Below are 19,363 nucleotides of genomic sequence, written 5' to 3'. Positions count from 1 at the left end.
ATTCTTAAAATAAGAGATCAATTTTAAGGATGAAACATTTAAGAACACTCAATAAATTCTTTTTAAAATATAAATGGAAACTTATTCTAGGGCTGGTCGTAACGATTATTTCCAGGATTTTTGGTCTATATTTTATTCCATTGGTGGGGAACTCTACCGATGCTATAGAGCAATATATAAATGGAGAAATTACCGGCTACGATTCCCTAAAAGCAGAATTATTAAAAAACATTTTATTACTGGTAGGTACCACTCTGATTTCTGCATTTTTCACCTTTCTTATGCGACAAACTTTTATTGTAGTTTCTCGTCATATTGAATACGATTTAAAAAATGTAGTTTACAAACACTATCAGGAATTATCCCTTAACTTTTATAAAAAAAATCGCACGGGGGATTTAATGAACCGTATTAGTGAAGATGTTAGTAAGGTAAGAATGTACTTGGGGCCTGCCATTATGTATACGGTAACCACGCTTACTTCAACAATAGTAGTATTGATCTTTATGATCCAGGCCGCCCCTGTCCTTACGCTATACACCGTAATTCCGCTGCCCATTCTATCATTTGCGATTTATAAATTAAGTGTCGCCATTCAAAAACGCAGTACCGTAGTTCAGCAATATTTATCAAAACTCAACACCTTCACTCAGGAAAGTTTTAGCGGAATCGCTGTGATAAAATCCTACAGTTTAGAACAGCAAACCGATAATAATTTTACCGATCTTTCTAATACCAGCAGAGATAAAAATATCGATCTGGTAAAAGTACAGGCTTTTTTCTTTCCTCTTATGGTTCTCCTTATTGGGATAAGCAACGTTCTTGTGATTTATGTAGGCGGTCGACAATATATCACCGGACAAATTGATAACCTTGGTATCATTGTAGAATTTTTATTGTATGTAAATATGCTTACCTGGCCGGTAGCTTCAATTGGGTGGGTAACTTCTTTGGTTAAGCAGGCCGAAGCTTCCCAGGAACGAATTAATGAGTTTCTGGATAGCGAACCAGAAATTAAAAATCATAAAGAAACCACTGATATTATTAAAGGTAAAGTCAATTTTAAAAATGTGACTTTTACTTATGAAGACACCAATATTACGGCTCTAAAAAATATATCTTTTGAAGTAAATCAGGGAGAAACTCTGGCGATTATTGGTAAAACAGGATCCGGAAAATCTACTGTTCTGGATCTCATTGGGCGATTATATGATGTCGAAGAAGGATCGATTGAAGTTGATGGTATAAACGTAAAAAACCTAAATCTTGATAATTTAAAACGTAATATTGGATACGTGCCCCAGGATGCATTTTTATTTAGTGATTCTATTAGAAACAATATTAAATTTGGGAAAGACAATGCTACCGATGAAGATGTAATCGAAGCTGCGAAAACAGCCTCTGTACATCAAAACATCAAAAACTTTAGCAAAGGTTACGATACGGTATTAGGGGAACGAGGGATTACTTTATCTGGAGGACAGAAGCAAAGGGTTTCTATCGCAAGAGCGATTATCCAAAATCCACAAATTCTGCTTTTCGACGATTGCCTTTCCGCAGTAGATACCGAAACAGAAGAAGCTATTCTTAGCAATCTTTTCAAAATATCAAGGGATAAGACAACTATTATTGTAAGTCATCGAATTTCTTCTGCAAAAAATGCAGATAAGATAATTATTCTCGAAGACGGAAATATCGTACAACAGGGCACTCACGAAAAATTAATTAAAATAGACGGATATTATAAAGAACTGTACGCAAAACAGTTAAATGAAAAAGAAATGTGAAAATTTCTTGTAAGATGTTAATTTTTTTTAGATTTTTGAAAGCAACTTTACTAAACCATTTAAAGAATTATATTTTATGAGCGACAAGGGATTGATGGAGAAAGAAGAAATATTCTCTAAAGTACTAAGAGCAGGAAGAAGAACTTATTTCTTTGATGTGAGAGCGACGCGTGCCAACGACTACTACCTTACCATCACAGAAAGCAAGAAATTCACCAATGACGATGGATCTTTCTATTACAAAAAACACAAAATCTACCTTTATAAGGAAGATTTTGCCGGTTTTACAGAGATTCTTCAGGAAATGACCGATTTTATTCTTGATGAAAAAGGAGAAGAGGTAATAAGTGAACGTCACCAAAAAGATTTTAAACCTTCCTATGAAGGTACCGGTGCAGTTGAAGCCAAAACTGCTCCAGAAAATTTTACTGATGTTAGCTTTGACGATATCTAAAAAATTACACTTAAATTGTTAACCGCCCCCTAATCCGGGGCGTTTTTTGTTTTATACCTCAACTTTAAATTATGAAGAAATTTCTCACCCTCTTTTTTCTAATTTCATCATTGGGTTTTCAGGCACAGGATTTCGATACTTTAAGCCTCGATTACTATTTACCAAAAACCATTAGCTATAATGCTGACATTCCAAAACCACAGGACATTATTGGCTTTGTGCCGGGACAATGGCATGTAAGCCATGATCGATTGGTGAACTATATGACCAAACTTGCTGAAGTTTCCCCACGTATTAGTATAGAAAATCGCGGCACCTCCTACGAAGGACGACCACTTTTATTACTAACGATCTCTTCAGAAAAAAACATTCAAAATATCGACAAGATCCGGCAGGATCATAAAGCTTTAGTTGAAGATGGCGCTGCCAATCTTAACACCAAAGAGATGCCCATCGTAGTAAACCAGGGGTTTTCCATACATGGTAACGAACCCAGTGGTTCTAATGCTGCACTTATTGCCGCCTATTATTTAGCCGCTGCCGAAGGTGATGAAATTGAAGATTTACTAAACCATACCATTATTCTTTTTGATCCCTCTTTCAACCCAGATGGATTACAACGTTTTGCCTATTGGGCAAATACCAATCGTAGTGCCAATATTAATGCAGATCCGCAAGATCGGGAGTATGACGAAGTTTGGCCGGGCGGTCGTACCAACCACTATTGGTTTGATCTTAACCGTGACTGGCTGCCGGCACAATTACCGGAATCACAGGCTAGAATTAAAACCTTCCATAAATGGTATCCTAACATTCTTACAGATCACCATGAAATGGGTTCTAATTCTTCTTTTTTCTTTCAACCTGGCATTCCTTCCAGAACCCATCCTCTAACACCAAACCTAAATCAAGAATTAACACAAGAGATCGGGAAATATCATGCAGCCGCTTTTGATAAATTGGGAAGCTTTTATTTTACAGAAGAAAGCTATGATGACTTTTATTACGGAAAAGGATCTACCTTCCCCGATATCAATGGAAGCATCGGGATTTTATTTGAACAGGCAAGTTCTCGCGGGCATGCACAAGAAACCGATAATGGCTTATTAACTTTTCCATTCACTATAAGAAATCAATTTACCGCCGCTCTCTCTACTTTAGAAGCTGCAAAAAACATGCGAGTGAAGTTGTTGAATTACCAACGCGATTTCTATAATAACGCCAGGAGTTCTGCCGGTAAAGGCGCCTGGGCTTTTGGAAATACCAAAGATGCCACCACAGCTTATCATTTGGCTGAGATTATGAAAAGACACCAAATTAAAATTCACCCTGTAACAAAAGAATTTAGTAAAGACGGAAAAACATACAAACCAGGTTCAGCATATATCATCCCAAAAAACCAGAGACAACACCAACTGGTAGAAGCTATGTTTGAAAAAAGAACAAGTTTTGAAGATAGTTTATTTTATGATATCTCTGCCTGGACATTTCCTCTGGCTTTTAATTTAGATTATACGGAGAATGCTTCTTTAGATCATGCCGGAGAAATGATTGAGGTACTGGAGCAACCACAAGTTCCTGCCATGGAAAAAAGCTCTTATGCCTATGTAATGGAGTGGCATGATTATAATGCACCAAAAGCCTTAAACATGATCCTTAATAAAGGATTAAGGGCGCGAGTTGCTATGCAAAGATTTGGTACTAAAACAAAACAATATGACTACGGCAGTATCATGATTCCCGTTCAGAATCAAAAACTAAACAAAGAAGAACTTTTCGATTTTCTACAAAATGTTGCTGAAACGGCTAATATTACGATCGATGCGGTAGATACCGGCTTAACTTCAGGGATCAATCTGGGGAGTCGCTTTTTCCTTCCGATAGAGAATCAGGAAATCGCTCTTTTAGTTGGCGAAGGTATTACCCCATATGATGCCGGTGAAATTTGGCACTTGTTTGATCAACGCTATGATATTAAAGTAACCAAACTAAATACCCGTAACTTTGGACGTGCCGATCTTAGCCGATACACCGATATTATTTTAGTAAACAACTGGGGAACTGCTCTGGATAAAAATGATACTGAAAAACTTAAAACATGGATTAGAAACGGAGGCACTTTAATTGCATATAGAAATGCTTCACGTTACCTAAGTACCAATAATTTACTAGACATTAAAACCAAAAACAATCCAATAAAAGCTAAAAATATTAGTTTTGAGCAGCGCAGTGATTTTTACGGATCTCAAGGTATTGGCGGGGCAATTTTTGAAACAAAATTAGACCGCTCTCATCCTATTAACTTTGGATATAAAAATGACCATTTAGCGCTTTTTAGAAATACCACTATTTTTGTTGAAGCTGACGAACAGAGCTTTAACAATCCCATTCAATACACCAACGATCCTTTGTTAAGTGGTTATATAAGTGAAGAAAAAAACGAAGAGATAAAAAATACGGTCCCATTCAAAACAAATGGTTTTGGCAAAGGACAGGTAATTTACTTTACAGACAACACCAACTTTAGAGCATTCTGGTATGGCACCAATAAATTATTGATGAATGCTATATTCTTCGGCGATCACATGTGATAGGAAGTTAGAAGTTAGATCGCTACGCTGTTAGACATTAGAAAATAGACTAGAAAAAAGAAATTTAGGAAACAGGAACCAAGAATCAGGAGGGATTTTGAATTTTAAATGCTGAATGTTGAATGGCTACAAAATGGATCCTGAAAACAGACCTGGATTCTGGAAACAAGAAAATTTGTTGATGTGAAAATGAAGATAGGAAAACAACACTTTAAACCTTGAGCTTTTAAACTTGGACTCAACGGCGGCTGAGTGATTGCGACAAAGGAGCGATTGTATCGAAGCCAAAGCGTGAAAGAAGCTAGAAAAGAGAGAAGAGAAAATAGATGACGGAGTCTTGATTCTGGAAACAAGAAAATTTGTTGATGTAAAAATGAAGATAGGAAAACAACACTTTAAACCTTGAACTTTTAAACTTTGAACTCAACAGCGACTGAGTGATTACGACAAAGGAGCGATTGTATCGAAGCCAAAGCGTGAAAGAAGCTAGAAAAGAGAGAAGAGAAAATAGATGACGGAGTCTTGATTCTGGAAAAAAGAAAATTTGTTGATGTGAAAATGAAGATAGGAAAACAACACTTTAAACCTTGAACTTTTGTACTTGGACTCAACGGCGGCTGAGTGATTGCGACAAAGGAGCGATTGTATCGAAGCCAAAGCGTGAAAGAAGCTAGAAAAGAGAGAAGAGAAAATAGATGATGGAGTCTTGATTTTGAAAACAAGAAAATTTATTGATTTGAAAATGAAGATAGAAAAAAACAACTTTAAACCTTGAACTTTTAAACTTTGAACTCAACAGCGGCTGCTTAAGCTTTCGCTTATCGAGTAAATTTTGGGTTTTATTTAAAACAATCTTTCTTAAAGTCTATCCTTTTCTATTTATCTTGCGCTATATTTTAGCGCGTGCGTACTTCGATTTGCACCCAACTAAACTGAATTTTACTACAATTTCAGTAGTGTATGAGTAAATATAAAATTTTAGAGTACCTAAGAAGGTTTTCTTTTTGGCTAAGTTTCTTTGCGGTAATAGCAATAATTTTTGATTTAGGCTTTTCTCATGAGAAATTTGTTGAAATCGAAATAAGAACCTTTTATTTTATTACCCTTCTCGTTGGAATTCCTTCTATTGCTTTACGTTATTTTATCGCCAATGATCGTTTCCCTAACAAGGTTAGATTTTTCGATACTATCATTTTCTCGCTATTTGGCCTCCTCGCTCTTGCACAGGTTGATGCTATTAGAGAGAATCTTGTATTTTTCGAATTTTTCAATAAAATGGGCTGGATCTACCTGGCTATCGTTATTTATTTTATCCGGGAATTATCCAGGTTCGAATTAAAGATCGATCGAGAAATTATCAATCCGGCACAACTGTTTATTATTAGTTTTTTAATACTCATAATAATAGGGACACTGTGCCTTATGCTTCCTAAAGCTACTCACAACGGCATTTCGTTTTTAGATGCTTTATTCACCTCTACCAGCGCAGTTTGTGTCACCGGACTTATTGTGGTCGATACAGGTAGCTATTTTACAACTTTTGGACAAAGTATCATTTTGGTTTTAATTCAGCTTGGGGGATTGGGAATCATGACTTTTGCCAGTTACTTTAGTTATTTTTTCCGGGGTAGCACCTCGTATGAGAATCAGTTAATGATGAAAAACGTCACAGATTCAGAGACACTGGGCGAAGTTTTTTCGGCATTAAAAAAGATTTTATTTATCACTTTTGTATTCGAATTTATAGGAGGTTTATTAATTTATATGAGCTTAGATCCTCAATTATTCGAAACTGTTGGTGATCGTATTTTCTTTTCGGTTTTTCACACCATTTCAGGGTTTTGTAATGCCGGTTTTTCTACTTTAGAATATAGTCTATACCAACCGGAATATCGATTTAATTTTCCATTGCATATCATTTTATCAGTACTGTTTATTCTGGGAGGTTTAGGATTTCCTATTGTACTTAACATATATAAGTATGGAAAGTATTTTATCAAAAAGAATTTTTTACGGTTTAAAAGACCAGACCAGCCGGTTCATATGCCATGGATTTTGAATTTGAATTCCAGAATTGTACTGGTCACCACAGCGATATTACTCGTGGGCGGTACGGTTTTCTTTATGTTCTTTGAATACAACAATACCCTAAAAGATTATAATTTCCTTGGAAAACTGGCTGCTTCTTTCTTTGGTTCCTCGACTCCTAGAACTGCCGGGTTTAACTCGGTCGATATGGGGGCATTGCATTTCTCTACCATCATGGTGATTATGTTTTTAATGTGGATTGGTGCTTCCCCTGGATCTACAGGTGGTGGTATTAAAACAAGCACGATAGCTATTGCTACGCTTAATTTTTTAAGTCTGGCAAAAGGTAAAGACCGTGTAGAAGTTTATAACCGGGAAATTGCAAATAACTCTTTACGAAGAGCTTTTGCGATCATGACCTTATCTATACTTTTTGTAGGATTATCGATTTTAATGATCTCTTATTTTGACCCCGATATGCACTTACTTGATGTGGCTTTCGAATCTATTTCTGCTTACAGTACCGTAGGATTAAGCTTAGGGATTACTGCAAATTTTTCCGGTGCCTCAAAAATTGTAATTATCATGACCATGTTTGCCGGTAGAGTAAGCATGCTTACTATTATGGCCGCATTTTTGGCTGATGTAAAACATTTAAATTATAAATACCCTACAGAGGAAGTTTTAATTAACTAATAGCATTATGAAATATATCATTATTGGATTAGGAAACTTTGGTTCTTCATTAGCCCAAAAGCTTACTGCACTTAACAATGAAGTTATTGGTGTAGATATTCGTATGGATCGTATCGAATCCATAAAAGATAAAATCACACATGCGATTAATCTTGATGCAACAGAATCGGCTGCTGTATCTAACCTGCCTCTTAGGGATACCGATGTTGTAGTGGTAGCCATTGGAGAAAATCAGGGCGCCAATGTGATGACCACAGCTTTGATGAAAAAGTTAAATGTAAAGCGACTTATTAGCCGTGCACAACAGGGATTGCAGGAAATGGTATTAGAAGCTATGGGCGTAGATGAGATTATTCACCCTGAAGAAGAAACCGCCGAGCGCTGGGCCAAAAAACTGAATATGCGCGGAGTGGTAGATAGCTTTGAACTTAATGAGGATTATAGTATTGTTGAAGTGCAGGTACCGGATCAATACCACGATAAAACCTTACAGGAAATACGCTTTAGAGAAGATTATGACCTTATTATTTTGACTACAATGAAAGTCACTGAAGGTAAAAACGATCTTGGGTGCGCAAAAAAAATAACCAATATTAAAGGCGTTGCTTCCGCAGGCACCAAACTATACAAAGGCGATATCATGGTGATCTACGGAAACAAAAAAGATATCAGAAAATTATTAGAAGATCAGCAGAAAAGAGATCGATAATTTTGAATTGAAAAAATCACTTCAAAATTGAAGCATTATTGCAATCATTATTAGTGTACCCTACCCAATTCTTATGCCATTTTCAACCTCTAAACCAGGCTCAATAAGGACAATATCGTTATGATCTCCTACTGCTCCCAAAACCAGGCATTCACTCATAAAATTAGCGATTTGCTTATCTGGGAAATTAATTACCGCAATGACCTGTTTCCCTACCAGATCCTGTGGCTCGTAGTTTCTGGTAATTTGTGCAGAGGTCTTTCTAAAACCTATATGTTTTCCAAAATCAATTTTTAATTTGTAAGCGGGCTTCCTGGCTTCTGGGAACTGCTTGGCCTCGATGATTGTTCCTACCCGCATTTCAACTTTTTCAAAGTCTTTCCAACTTATTTCCATAGCATTTGTATTTCTACGGAAATTTAGATATTCTAGAGTACAAAATTGTAAATTTATAGTAAAAAATTATGGCACGTACTCCATCAAATATGTTGGCTTTGGGCACTAAAGCTCCAGAGTTTGAATTATACGATACAGTAACCGATAAAACCTTTGATCTTGAAGCACTAAAAGGACCAAAAGGAATATTAATCATGTTTATTTGCAACCATTGTCCATTCGTAAAGCATGTAAATTCAGAAATCGCCAAACTAGGCGAAGAATATCAGGCTAAAGGATTTGGAATAGTGGCAGTTTCCAGCAATGACGTTGAAAATTATCCTGACGACAGCCCGGAATTAATGAAAAAAGCTGCTCAAAAAGAAGGATATACTTTCCCTTATTTATACGATGAAGACCAAAGTGTTGCAAAAGCTTATGATGCTGCCTGCACGCCAGACTTTTTTCTTTTTGATGAAAATTTAGAACTCGCTTATCGTGGTCAGCTAGACGATTCTCGTCCCGGAAACGAAAAACCGGTTACCGGAAAAGATCTTAGAAATGCCATGGATGCTATTCTTGCCGGAGAAAAAGTTGCGGATGATCAAAAACCGAGTATTGGCTGCAATATTAAATGGAAACAGTCTTAGTGCCAACTGCTTAAATTATATGAAATAACCTCTTATTTCTCCAGAAAAAGAAATATCGGGTTAAACTTTTCACAAAACACAATTATCCTATAGATTTAATAGGTTATTTGATTTGATTTTCTTTAATTTTGAATACAATTTAAAAAGATCAGACTATGAGTACTATAAGATTAGGAGATACTGCACCAAATTTTGATGCTGAAACTACAGAAGGAAAAATAAATTTTTACGATTATCTTGGCGATAGTTGGGGAATATTATTCTCTCACCCATCAGATTATACGCCGGTTTGTACTACGGAATTAGGAACTGTAGCCAATTACAAACCAGAATTTGATAAGCGTAACACTAAAGTAATCGCTTTAAGTATCGACGATATGGAATCTCACAAAGGTTGGGTAAAAGACATTGAGGAAACTCAGGAAGTAAAACTTAACTATCCCATTATCGCTGATGAGGATAAAAATGTTTCGAATCTTTACGACATGATCCATCCAAATGAAGATAATAAAGCGACGGTAAGATCGGTATTTATTATTAGTCCTGATAAGAAAGTAAAGTTAACATTAACCTATCCACCAAGTACCGGTAGGAATTTTGAAGAAATTCTTCGTGTTATCGATTCTTTACAATTAACCGCGTATCATAAAGTAGCGACTCCGGCAAACTGGAAACATGGTGAAGAAGTAGTTATTAGTCCTGCGGTTTCTAACGAAGATGCTAAAGGTCTATTCCCTAAAGGATATAAAGAAGTGAAACCATATTTGAGAATGACCCCACAACCCAATTTGGACTAATTTCTTAAAAAACAATCGTAAATTACCTTTGGGCAAGCCCACAAGGCATTCGATAGAGACAAAATCTCAATTCCAAAGCATCCCGATTGCTATCGGGACGGCTATTACGCCCTTTGGCGGTACCAATAAAAAAAGCTGCTCGGTCGAGCAGCTTTTTTTATAATTATTCTGTATTATTTTACATCCATTAACTCTACATCAAAAATCAAGGTTGCGTTTGGTGGGATTACACCACCAGCACCACGCTCACCATATCCAAGATGAGAAGGGATCACAAATCTTGCCTGATCACCAACTTTTAGTTTTAAAATACCTTCGTCCCAACCAGCAATTACATGTCCTACACCAATAGGAAACTCTATAGGCTGATTTCTTTTATAGGAAGAATCAAAAACAGTACCATCGGCCAAGCGACCTTTGTAGTGTACAGAAACCGTTTTTCCTTTTTCGGCTTGTTTACCGTCTCCTTCTTTCTCAATTTTATAGCGTAAACCACTATCGGTTTTTTCAAAACCCTGTGCTAATTTACCAAGAAGTTCTTCCTGTTGCTTTAGGGCAGCAGCTTCACGCTCTGCTTTAGCACCATTAAACTGACGGAACGTTTCTACTGCATTCCAATTTTTAGCTTCTTCCCCTTCACGGATAATTTCTAACTTTTCGATTTTATCACCCTGAGCGATGCTATCTACAACATCCTGACCTTCAACCACACTTCCAAATACCGTATGCTTCCCGTCTAACCATGGTGTCTCTACGTGAGTAATAAAAAACTGACTACCGTTAGTACCAGGACCTGCATTGGCCATCGATAATTTACCTGGAGCATCGTGCTTAAGATCTGGATGAATTTCGTCATCAAATTTATAACCTGGACCACCAGACCCAGTTCCCTGAGGATCACCACCCTGAACCATAAAATCTGGAATTACCCGATGAAATTTTAATCCGTCGTAATAAGGCGTTCCCTGTGATTTTGCTTCGTTTTCTAAATTTCCTTCAGCAAGCCCAACAAAATTTCCTACTGTTCCCGGAGCCTTTTCATATTCTAATGCTACTAAAATTTCACCTTTCGTGGTGTGAAACTTAGCATATATTCCGTTATCCATTTTTTAGTTTTTAATTTTAGCAAAGATACTCTTTTCTGTTTTTTAAAACACTTTTTCTCCCCCAAGGTAAGTTTCCACTACTTTTAGATTAGGAATTTCGCTTTCGTCTACCTCCATAATATCCTTTTCCAATAGGATAAAGTCGGCAAATTTACCTTTTTCGATACTTCCCTTTTCCTCTTCCTCAAAGTTCGCATAAGCCGCCCAAATGGTCATTCCTTTTAAGGTTTCTTCACGAGTTAAAGCTTCCTCTTTCATAAAGCCGCCTTCAGGATAGTTTTCAGTGTCCTTTCTTGCTACTGCCGCATAAAAGGTTAAGAACGTACTTACTTGCTCTACCGGAAAATCAGTACCTAAAGCAACCAATCCTGCCTGGTCCAATAATTTTTTATATGCATAAGCGCCTTCTTGTAACCGTTCTTCACCCAAACGATCCTCTGCCCAGTACATATCACTTGTAGCATGTGTAGGTTGGACAGAAGGAATTATATTTTTACTGAAGTATTTAAAATCCTCTTCATCAATAATCTGAGCATGTTCTACCCGCCATCTGCGGTCAGGATCATTTTTCAGCAAAGAATCATAAGTTGTTAGCACCACATAATTAGCTGAATCCCCAATAGCATGCGTATTTAACTGATATTTTGATTTTGCAACTCTAGCCGCTACCTCTTTAAAAGTCTCTATAGGAGAAAGCAAGGCCCCAAAATGACCGTGACGGTCACTATATTCCTCTTTTAAAGCGGCTCCTCGAGAACCTAAAGCGCCATCACCGTAAAATTTTACCGATCGTACATTTAAGTGCTCAGTTTTATAAGGTTCCTTATCAAGATAATAATTAAGGTTTTCTTCGGTATTGCTAATCATTGCATAGATTCTCATTTTAAAATCCCGATGCTGTTGTAAACTGTCCATAAGTTCGATCACTTTACGATCGATACCGGCATCTACCACGGTAGTCAAACCATACTCAAAACACATTTTTTGAGCAGTCATCAAGGCTTCAGCCATTTCGTCTTCGGTTGGTTTTGGTTGCGCATCAAAAATTAATTGCATAGGATTATCGACCAGGATACCGGTTAACTCCCCATTTTTCTGCTCGATATCACCACCTTCAAAAGTAGTTTCTGTAGTAACCCCTGCCTTATCCAACGCAGCTTGATTTACCAGTAAGGCATGACCATCAATTCGGCTTAAAGCAATTGGCGTATCCGGAAATAAACGATCTAAGGTGTCTTTGGCTGGAAACTCTTTATTTTCCCAATCATTTTGATCCCAACCACCCCCTGTGATAAAGGACTTATTATTTTTTTGTTGAAATTCAACGATTCTTGCTACTACTTCTTCATAGCTTTTTGTGCCGACTAGATTTACCATTTGCTGCTGAAGGCCTAAACGATAAAAATGCGCATGAGCATCAATAAAACCTGGATAGACTGCTTTACCGTGGGCATCTATGGTTTTATTTGCTTCATAAATCGACGTAATTTCTGAAGCTGTCCCAATTGCTTCAAATTTTCCGTCTTTTACCGCAAAAGCTTCGGCCATAGAAAAATCTTCATCTACCGTATAAATCTTCGCATTGGTTACAATGAGATCTACTTTCTGCTTAGAATCGCAAGAACACAAAATAACCGATACAAATAAAATTGTAAAAATATTACGCATAGTTCACTTTTTAAGATAAGTTGTAAAAATAAAAAATGCACCTTATCTAAGGTGCATTTGAATGAAATTATATGGTTCTGAAGAAATGCTCCCAGAATTATACGCTAATACTTGCAAAAATTGCATCACGAATACTTTTATTTGCCGCCGCCGCAAGGGCAACAGAAATAATGAGTCCTAAAAAAGCGTAAATAAAGTCTCTGGCAATTAATTTAAAGGCTTTCTTTCGATGTTTTTTACCTTTTTTCTTACGGGCCAAACTTATAGCAATCTCACGCCCCCCGATAACTCCAAGGAAAACCCAGGTGGTACTCATAGGTACAGTACTAATAAACAGCTTGTAGATTAATAATAAAACGTAAGTTAAATCCACCAGCGTTGCTGCACGTATATCTGAAATTCGTGATTTTTCACTTACCACTTCCTGAATACGATCGCCTCGCAAATAGAATAGCAATCCTAGCCCTAAAAAGATGGTTACCGCAAATATGATAAACTGAAACAGACTTTGATGTCTGGGTAAGAAAACAGCGATGTTTGCCCCATCCTGCATTACCCAAACCGCCCAAAGTGAACCACTCACAATCCATTGTACCGCCATCCAACCGGTATGCGCTTTACGACTTTTAAAAAACTTTCTTATGGCATTATATGATAAATACCATACTGCAAAGGATAATACAAAAGCCATTACATAACCCGACAAACTCTTACCAACTACTGAAGTGATTCCAGAGGTATCCGCACTAAAAACACTTAAAATAAGAAATGTCGTCGATACCGGCATTCTCATTCTGGTAAGAATTAACAACACTAAAGGAGCTATGATCTGGAAGAAACTAAACTTCTCGGGATGTGGATAATCTGACGTTCCATCGGGGTTTAAAAGTCGTTGATAGGTCACATCTCCATCGTAATGAAGGAAACTCCACGTAACTGTGACCAGGAAAATCGATCCTACAAAAAGCCATAATATCCACCATTTTCTAGCTTTATTACTTTCAATAAAAGTTCCTAAAGACTGGATACTATCATTAGCTACAGTAGCATAAGCAGCAAAAAAGAATCCCACCCACATTGCGGCCCTACCATACCCGGTAGAGATACCGGCAACGATAATACCAACCATGATGATGCCCAGGAAGGTTCTTTCTTTTACAAGAAAATCCAGGATATTTAAATAAGGACGATCCCGGTTAATACGTTTAAATTTTTTAGCCATTAATTACGCTTAGATTATTGACAAATTTGGATGCAAATTAACATACAAAGATTATTAATTTTCTTGATCCTATGTTTTCTTATTGTTATCAATTTTGTGAGACAAAACTAAGAAGTTTTTAAATTGCTTGTAAGAATTAAAACAGATATTTACAGTTTAATAAAACAAAAAGGCGACCAGATGATCTGGTCGCCTTTCGTAGTTATATATTTAAGAGTTCTTAATTATAATCGAATTTATAGGTTACGCCCCCTAAAACCTGGATTCCCTGTACCTGGAAATCGCTCCAGCGCTGATAATCGTTATTTAAAAGGTTGCTACCTTTCACAAACGCTGAAAGTTGATCGTTAAAGCGATAACCTACATGAGCATTCGCATCAAAATAACTATCTAAAGTAATAAATGCTCTCTCTATACCGCCATCTACAGGACGACTATCCACAATTGCCATCGCTTCCCGCTCTCCTACTAAAAACAGGTTAGCACCAGCGTACCATTTTTCTGTAATTTGATAATCTGCGGTGAGCTCGGCAGTATAATTTGGTAAATTCCATGCTTCCTGTTCACGATCAGTATCATAATCAAAAAATTCTCCGGTAATTCCTAACCTAAAATTATCGTTTACATCTACACTAATATTCGCGAAAAACGAGAGTGTTTTTACATTGTCGTAAACTACCCCAAAAGAGTTTCCGTAAGCGTAGCCTTCCCTAATATCCGGGTTATAAACATTTCTTACAAAAAGGGGTTTTACATCCTCCGCATTGTAGCCTCCTCTAAAATTATAAGAAACAGTGTTGGTCAATTTTCCTTTTGCACCTAAATAAAAATTATATAAATTATCTGTGGGTGCTACCATAATAGTTGGTGAAATATAAGGGTTCTGCTGCACAAAATCGTAGTAGGAATTTTGCTTAAGCCCCCCTTCCAAACCAGCATAAGGCGTAAAATAATCACCGGCTAACTTATAACTGGCGGTAACTTTTGGATATAAGTAGAAGTTACTATCGCTATTTTCTGTATCTAAACCATAGAAAAATGCAGCCCCTATATTAAGGGTTAAATTATTTCTTAGAATTAATAAACTTGGAGTCACTCCCACATTTAAAAATGTGTATTTATTTTCAACATTTTCGGCATAAATTCTATCCATCGAGCCATTTACAAAATTGGCCTGAACATCTGTTGTAATTAATTCGTCTGCAATATTAAATTCTAACGTACTGTTTAAATCTACTTTTTGCTCTGAAGTTCCAAAAGCATCACCTGTTTGTCTAATTTCAAGATCGGCAGTTTTAAAGAAAGAATCATACAGCTCGATATTTCCACCTCCAAAAACCGAATAATAATTTTGCTGCGGATCTACCGTGGTAAGAATTTCAGCATCAGTCATTGGAACGTTTTCAGAAATACCGTACCAATTAAATAACTGATGTTGCACACCAAGCTCAGTATTCCAGGAATAATCACGGTCTTTACTTCCATAATTAAGATTAAGCGATGTGTCGTAGAATTTATTATCCAATAAAACACCATCTATCCCTCCCTGAGAAGAATTATGCAGCAAATAAACTCCAAAGTTCTGATCGCGGTTTACTTCGATATTACTATAAAATTCGGCTAAGACATTGGTATAATTTCCTAATCCTAAAGTTGCATAATTATCGTAAGCTTTAGGAGGACGAACACGTTCTACCCTGGTGGCCCTTCCTTTTACAGGAGTAAAGGTTGAAGCTACCGGAACCGAGAAAATATTATATTTGACCGACTTTTTTGTAGTACTTACCGAATCTGCTTTCCCTGGTACCGCTTTTATTTTAGAAGCCTCTCGTACCGATGGCGAATAAGGTTTTACCACCGTAACTGTTTCACTATCTATTGGGTCTTGTGCAAAAGCAAAACCACTTACTAAAAACAGACATAAAAACAAGCTCCTTTTTACTGAAACAAATTTCATATATAATTTCTTAAATTGTTGTTAGGTTGATCTGATCCTTTTAGGATTTAATTATTTCCGGTTTGTACGGAAGAATTGGTTTTTGCTTCTTCGGCTTTTATTCTGGAAAGCTCCTGTTGAGCTTCCTGAACCACATCTGGATATTTACTAAAATTCTTAATCACATTATCCAAAACATAAGTGGCCTGGTAAGCATCCCCTAGTTTATAGAAGTTTTTAGCCATAAGCACCAATCCCTTAGCCCCCCATTTTTTATATCCTGAAAAATCTTTGGCTAATACCTGTACCGCAGCATTCGAAGCTTCATAATTATTACTTTTATTTTTAAAATAAGCATCATAATACAGTGCTTCAGCAGCTAATTCGCCAGTCGCCGTTTTTTGAACTTCCGCATAAGCTGTTTTTGCTTTTGCTTCGTTACCCGATTTTATAGCCGATCTTGCCACTATTAATTGCGCATCGGTTCTTGCCTGTTTATCGGCTTCCGGATTCGCCAAAACTTTATCGGCATAAGCTGCTGCCTGTCCCGGCTGATTCATCTCATCGTAAGATTTCATCAGGTTAGACTGTGCATAAATCTTATTTTGAGTATCACCGGCTACCTGCTCTAAACGCTGCAACAATGGTAATGCTTCCTGATATTGTGATTTTTCAAGATAAATTTGAGAAAGTCTTGCTAAGGCCTGTTCGGTAAACTCATTATTTGGTTTAGCGATAACATACTTATAATGTGGAACAGATCCTTCTTTATCACCATCGCGATATTGTAATTGCGCTAGATAGAAATTTGCATTAATAGCATGAATTCCGTTAGGAAAACTTTTTAAATATTTCTCGAAATTCGATTTTGCCTGTGAGGTATTATTTGCCAAATATTGATTTTCGGCAGCTTCGTAAGTAGTGTTATCTAAATCGGCATCACTAACCTCAACAAAATCAATATTCTTAACCCAACCCGCATATTCATCTGTCCTACCTAAGTCTACATACACATTACGAGCTGTAGAAACCGCTTCCATCGCTTCAGGGGTATTTGGATAATCGTTTACTACTTTTTTAAACTTACTAAGCGCTTTTTCTCCCTGATTGGAATTATAATAAATTAATCCCTGTCTCAACATTGCTTTAGGAACCAAAGCACTTCCTGGCACTTCTCTAATTAAACGATCGTAGGTTGAAATCGCCTGCGAGGTGTTATTGGTCGCCACATAGGTATTTCCTAATTCATATAATGCATCGTCACGAAAAGCTGATCGGGGATATTTACTATTGAATCCTGAAAGATCCTCGATCTTACGTTCGTTTCGATCTACAAAACCATAACTAATAGCTTTTTGGAAAGCCGCGTAATCGGCATTACCAACTCCGTTTGCGATAGCTGCATTATATGATTCCATTGCCGGCCAATACTGGCTATTTACAAAGTAACTATCGCCTAGCCTCAAATAAGCATCGTTTCTTTTAGCTGCGTCATGCTGGCTATTTTCAGCATATCTTTTAAAATATTCGATAGCGCGATCATACTCGTTTTTCTTAAAATACGCGTATCCAATATTATAATCTAAATCTGTTTTTTCATCGGTTCCGGCAGCAGCTGTCATTCCTCCAAATTCTTTATAGCCTATAATCGCATCGTCAATTCTGTTCACATTAAATTCACTTTCAGCTTTCCAATAGGTCGCTTTTGCGGTAATTTTTGGATCACGAGGTTCTTTTAAGGCTTTCTCAAAATTCTTGATCGCTTCATAATAATCGCCTTCTTCGTAAAGCTGAAGTCCGTAATAATACGCTACTTTTTGATAAGCCACTTTATCAGCAAAATTTCTATTGCTTTCTAAAAGGTTCATCGCTTCTTCAAAATTTCCTGAAGTGATAAAAGAGTTGATTAATAATTCCTCAGCTTCAGCCTTATTTGGCGAATTTGGATAGGTTTCCAGGAATGTAATCAATACTTTAGAAGGGCTCTCATAACTATTCCCAATTTCGTAACCAAGCTTTGCGTAATTCAGCATTGCATCTTCTTTGATCTTCGCATCAAAATCCATTTCACTGGCATTTTTAAATGCGTTTAATGCCTGCTGCTTTTGTCCCGATTCCAGATACGATTGTGCCAAATGATAGTAGGCGTTTTGAGCAATCGCGTTTTTACCATCAATAATTTTATTGAATTCTGAAATCGCATTTGCATAATCCCCTTGCTTATAATAAGCGTAGCCTAACTGGTAATAATCGGTATTATTCCATTTTCTTCTTACACCCTGGTATTCTTTTAAGTAAGGAATAGCCTGATCGTATTGCTTTAAATTAAAATAGCTTTCTCCTATAATCTTATTCAGCTGTGATTTTTCTACCACGTTCGATTTTGGCAACTGCTCTTTACCAAGCTGAATGGCTTTTTCAAAATTCCCAAGCTTAAAATTCATATCGGCCTGATAGTACGAAAGTTCTTTGCCGTAACGCTCGTCCCCTTTTACTTCATCAAAGTACTGGTTTGCCTGGTCATAATCGTCTGATTCGTAAGCCATATAACCAATATAATATTTCGCCTGGGCCCCATACTGCTCAGAATCTACAACCCGGTTAAAATAATTTTTCGCCTGTTCTAAATCATTAGTCTGAAAATAAACATATCCTTTATTAAAGTAATATTTCTCTAGATCGGCACGGCTCATACTTTTTTCATCGACCATATCATACCATTTACGTGCCTGTGGATATTTACCGGTATTAAAATAGTAAGTGGCTACATCGTGGTAAGCAGAGTTTGTTTTAGTGCTGGTTGGATATCGGGAAACAAAACGCTCCATAAGCTCATCTGCCCCTGGTTGGTTTAATCTCACTGCGGCATTGGCTACATAGTAAGCACAATCGCCTTTAATTTTCTCGTCTGTTGCTTGTTCTTTAACATCTGCAAAAAGTTTTTGTGCAGCCAGATATTGCTCATTATTATACAATTCTAAGGCTTTATTAAATTTTACAAGATCATTGGTATAAATGGCAGACTGCTGGGAAAATCCAATACTTGCCACCAATAAAAAAACAACAATTAGGTAAGGTTTGCCGGTTGTCATTTATAGTTTTTTAGGTTTGGTAATCAAAGATAATTTAATGCTTTAATTCTAAACGCGATTTAAACACTATAATTATGTTAATGTAGAAAAAAGTGCTTTTGCAGTGTACTAAAAATGTATATTTAGCCTTAGTTTTATAGCTTGAAGTGTTATCTGATTCTTCTAAAAATTGAAACTTAAATTGTATAATTTTGGCTTCAGTTTTTAGGGTGCTTAAAAGAAATATCCAAGCAAAGGTCTTGGGCAATAACC

The 19,363-nt window shown here is 36.7% G+C and carries 13 protein-coding genes; 7 read left to right on the top strand and 6 right to left on the bottom strand.

All coding sequences use genetic code 11. The features are described 5' to 3' along the window. Positions 1-29 precede the first annotated feature (29 nt). From ZPR_RS04105 to ZPR_RS04085, 5 genes are all read left to right on the top strand, one after another. Positions 30-1,787, top strand: a complete 1,758-nt coding sequence (locus ZPR_RS04105) for an ABC transporter ATP-binding protein (protein WP_013070356.1) — start codon at positions 30-32, stop codon at positions 1,785-1,787. Positions 1,788-1,863: 76 nt separating this feature from the next. Next, positions 1,864-2,241, top strand: a complete 378-nt coding sequence (locus ZPR_RS04100) for a PUR family DNA/RNA-binding protein (protein ID WP_041578664.1) — start codon at positions 1,864-1,866, stop codon at positions 2,239-2,241. Positions 2,242-2,312: 71 nt separating this feature from the next. After that, positions 2,313-4,832: a M14 family zinc carboxypeptidase gene (locus ZPR_RS04095; protein WP_041578663.1), complete on the top strand. Its 2,520-nt coding sequence runs from the start codon at positions 2,313-2,315 to the stop codon at positions 4,830-4,832. Positions 4,833-5,792: 960 nt separating this feature from the next. Continuing rightward, a complete protein-coding gene (locus tag ZPR_RS04090; protein ID WP_013070353.1) occupies positions 5,793-7,556 on the top strand; it encodes a TrkH family potassium uptake protein in 1,764 nt (587 codons plus the stop codon). A gap of 7 nt (positions 7,557-7,563) precedes the next feature. Beyond that, positions 7,564-8,265, top strand: a complete 702-nt coding sequence (locus tag ZPR_RS04085; protein WP_013070352.1) for a potassium channel family protein — start codon at positions 7,564-7,566, stop codon at positions 8,263-8,265. 60 nt (positions 8,266-8,325) lie between these two features. Here the strand turns inward: ZPR_RS04085 and ZPR_RS04080 are convergent, their stop codons facing one another. After that, complete coding sequence (locus ZPR_RS04080; protein ID WP_013070351.1) at positions 8,326-8,661, bottom strand: tRNA-binding protein; 336 nt, start codon at positions 8,659-8,661, stop codon at positions 8,326-8,328. 68 nt (positions 8,662-8,729) lie between these two features. Between ZPR_RS04080 and ZPR_RS04075 the strand changes: the two genes are divergently transcribed. Together ZPR_RS04075 and ZPR_RS04070 are read left to right on the top strand one after the other, a co-directional pair. Beyond that, on the top strand, positions 8,730-9,290 hold the full coding sequence (locus ZPR_RS04075) for a thioredoxin family protein (protein WP_041578662.1): 561 nt from the start codon (positions 8,730-8,732) through the stop codon (positions 9,288-9,290). A gap of 155 nt (positions 9,291-9,445) precedes the next feature. Continuing rightward, positions 9,446-10,087 (top strand): peroxiredoxin, encoded by a 642-nt coding sequence (locus tag ZPR_RS04070; RefSeq protein ID WP_013070349.1) that lies wholly within the window; start codon positions 9,446-9,448, stop codon positions 10,085-10,087. Positions 10,088-10,260: 173 nt separating this feature from the next. On the opposite strand, the gene ZPR_RS04065 is transcribed toward ZPR_RS04070, so the two are convergent. From ZPR_RS04065 to ZPR_RS04045, 5 genes are all read right to left on the bottom strand, one after another. Then, on the bottom strand, positions 10,261-11,193 hold the full coding sequence (locus tag ZPR_RS04065; RefSeq protein ID WP_013070348.1) for a peptidylprolyl isomerase: 933 nt from the start codon (positions 11,191-11,193) through the stop codon (positions 10,261-10,263). Between the two features lie 42 nt (positions 11,194-11,235). Next, complete coding sequence (locus ZPR_RS04060) at positions 11,236-12,861, bottom strand: amidohydrolase (protein WP_013070347.1); 1,626 nt, start codon at positions 12,859-12,861, stop codon at positions 11,236-11,238. A gap of 97 nt (positions 12,862-12,958) precedes the next feature. Continuing rightward, positions 12,959-14,083, bottom strand: coding sequence for a hypothetical protein (locus tag ZPR_RS04055; protein WP_013070346.1), 1,125 nt, complete (start codon positions 14,081-14,083; stop codon positions 12,959-12,961). A gap of 220 nt (positions 14,084-14,303) precedes the next feature. After that, positions 14,304-16,040, bottom strand: a complete 1,737-nt coding sequence (locus ZPR_RS04050; RefSeq protein ID WP_013070345.1) for a TonB-dependent receptor — start codon at positions 16,038-16,040, stop codon at positions 14,304-14,306. A gap of 47 nt (positions 16,041-16,087) precedes the next feature. Beyond that, entirely contained in the window at positions 16,088-19,111 is a 3,024-nt protein-coding gene (locus ZPR_RS04045; protein WP_013070344.1) for a tetratricopeptide repeat protein, read from the bottom strand. Between the last annotated feature and the right edge of the window lie 252 nt (positions 19,112-19,363).

This window comes from Zunongwangia profunda SM-A87, assembly GCF_000023465.1.
Taxonomy (GTDB): Bacteria; Bacteroidota; Bacteroidia; order Flavobacteriales; family Flavobacteriaceae; genus Zunongwangia; species Zunongwangia profunda.
Note: the sequence above shows the minus strand (reverse complement) of the source record. Positions and strands in the feature narration are given on the sequence as shown.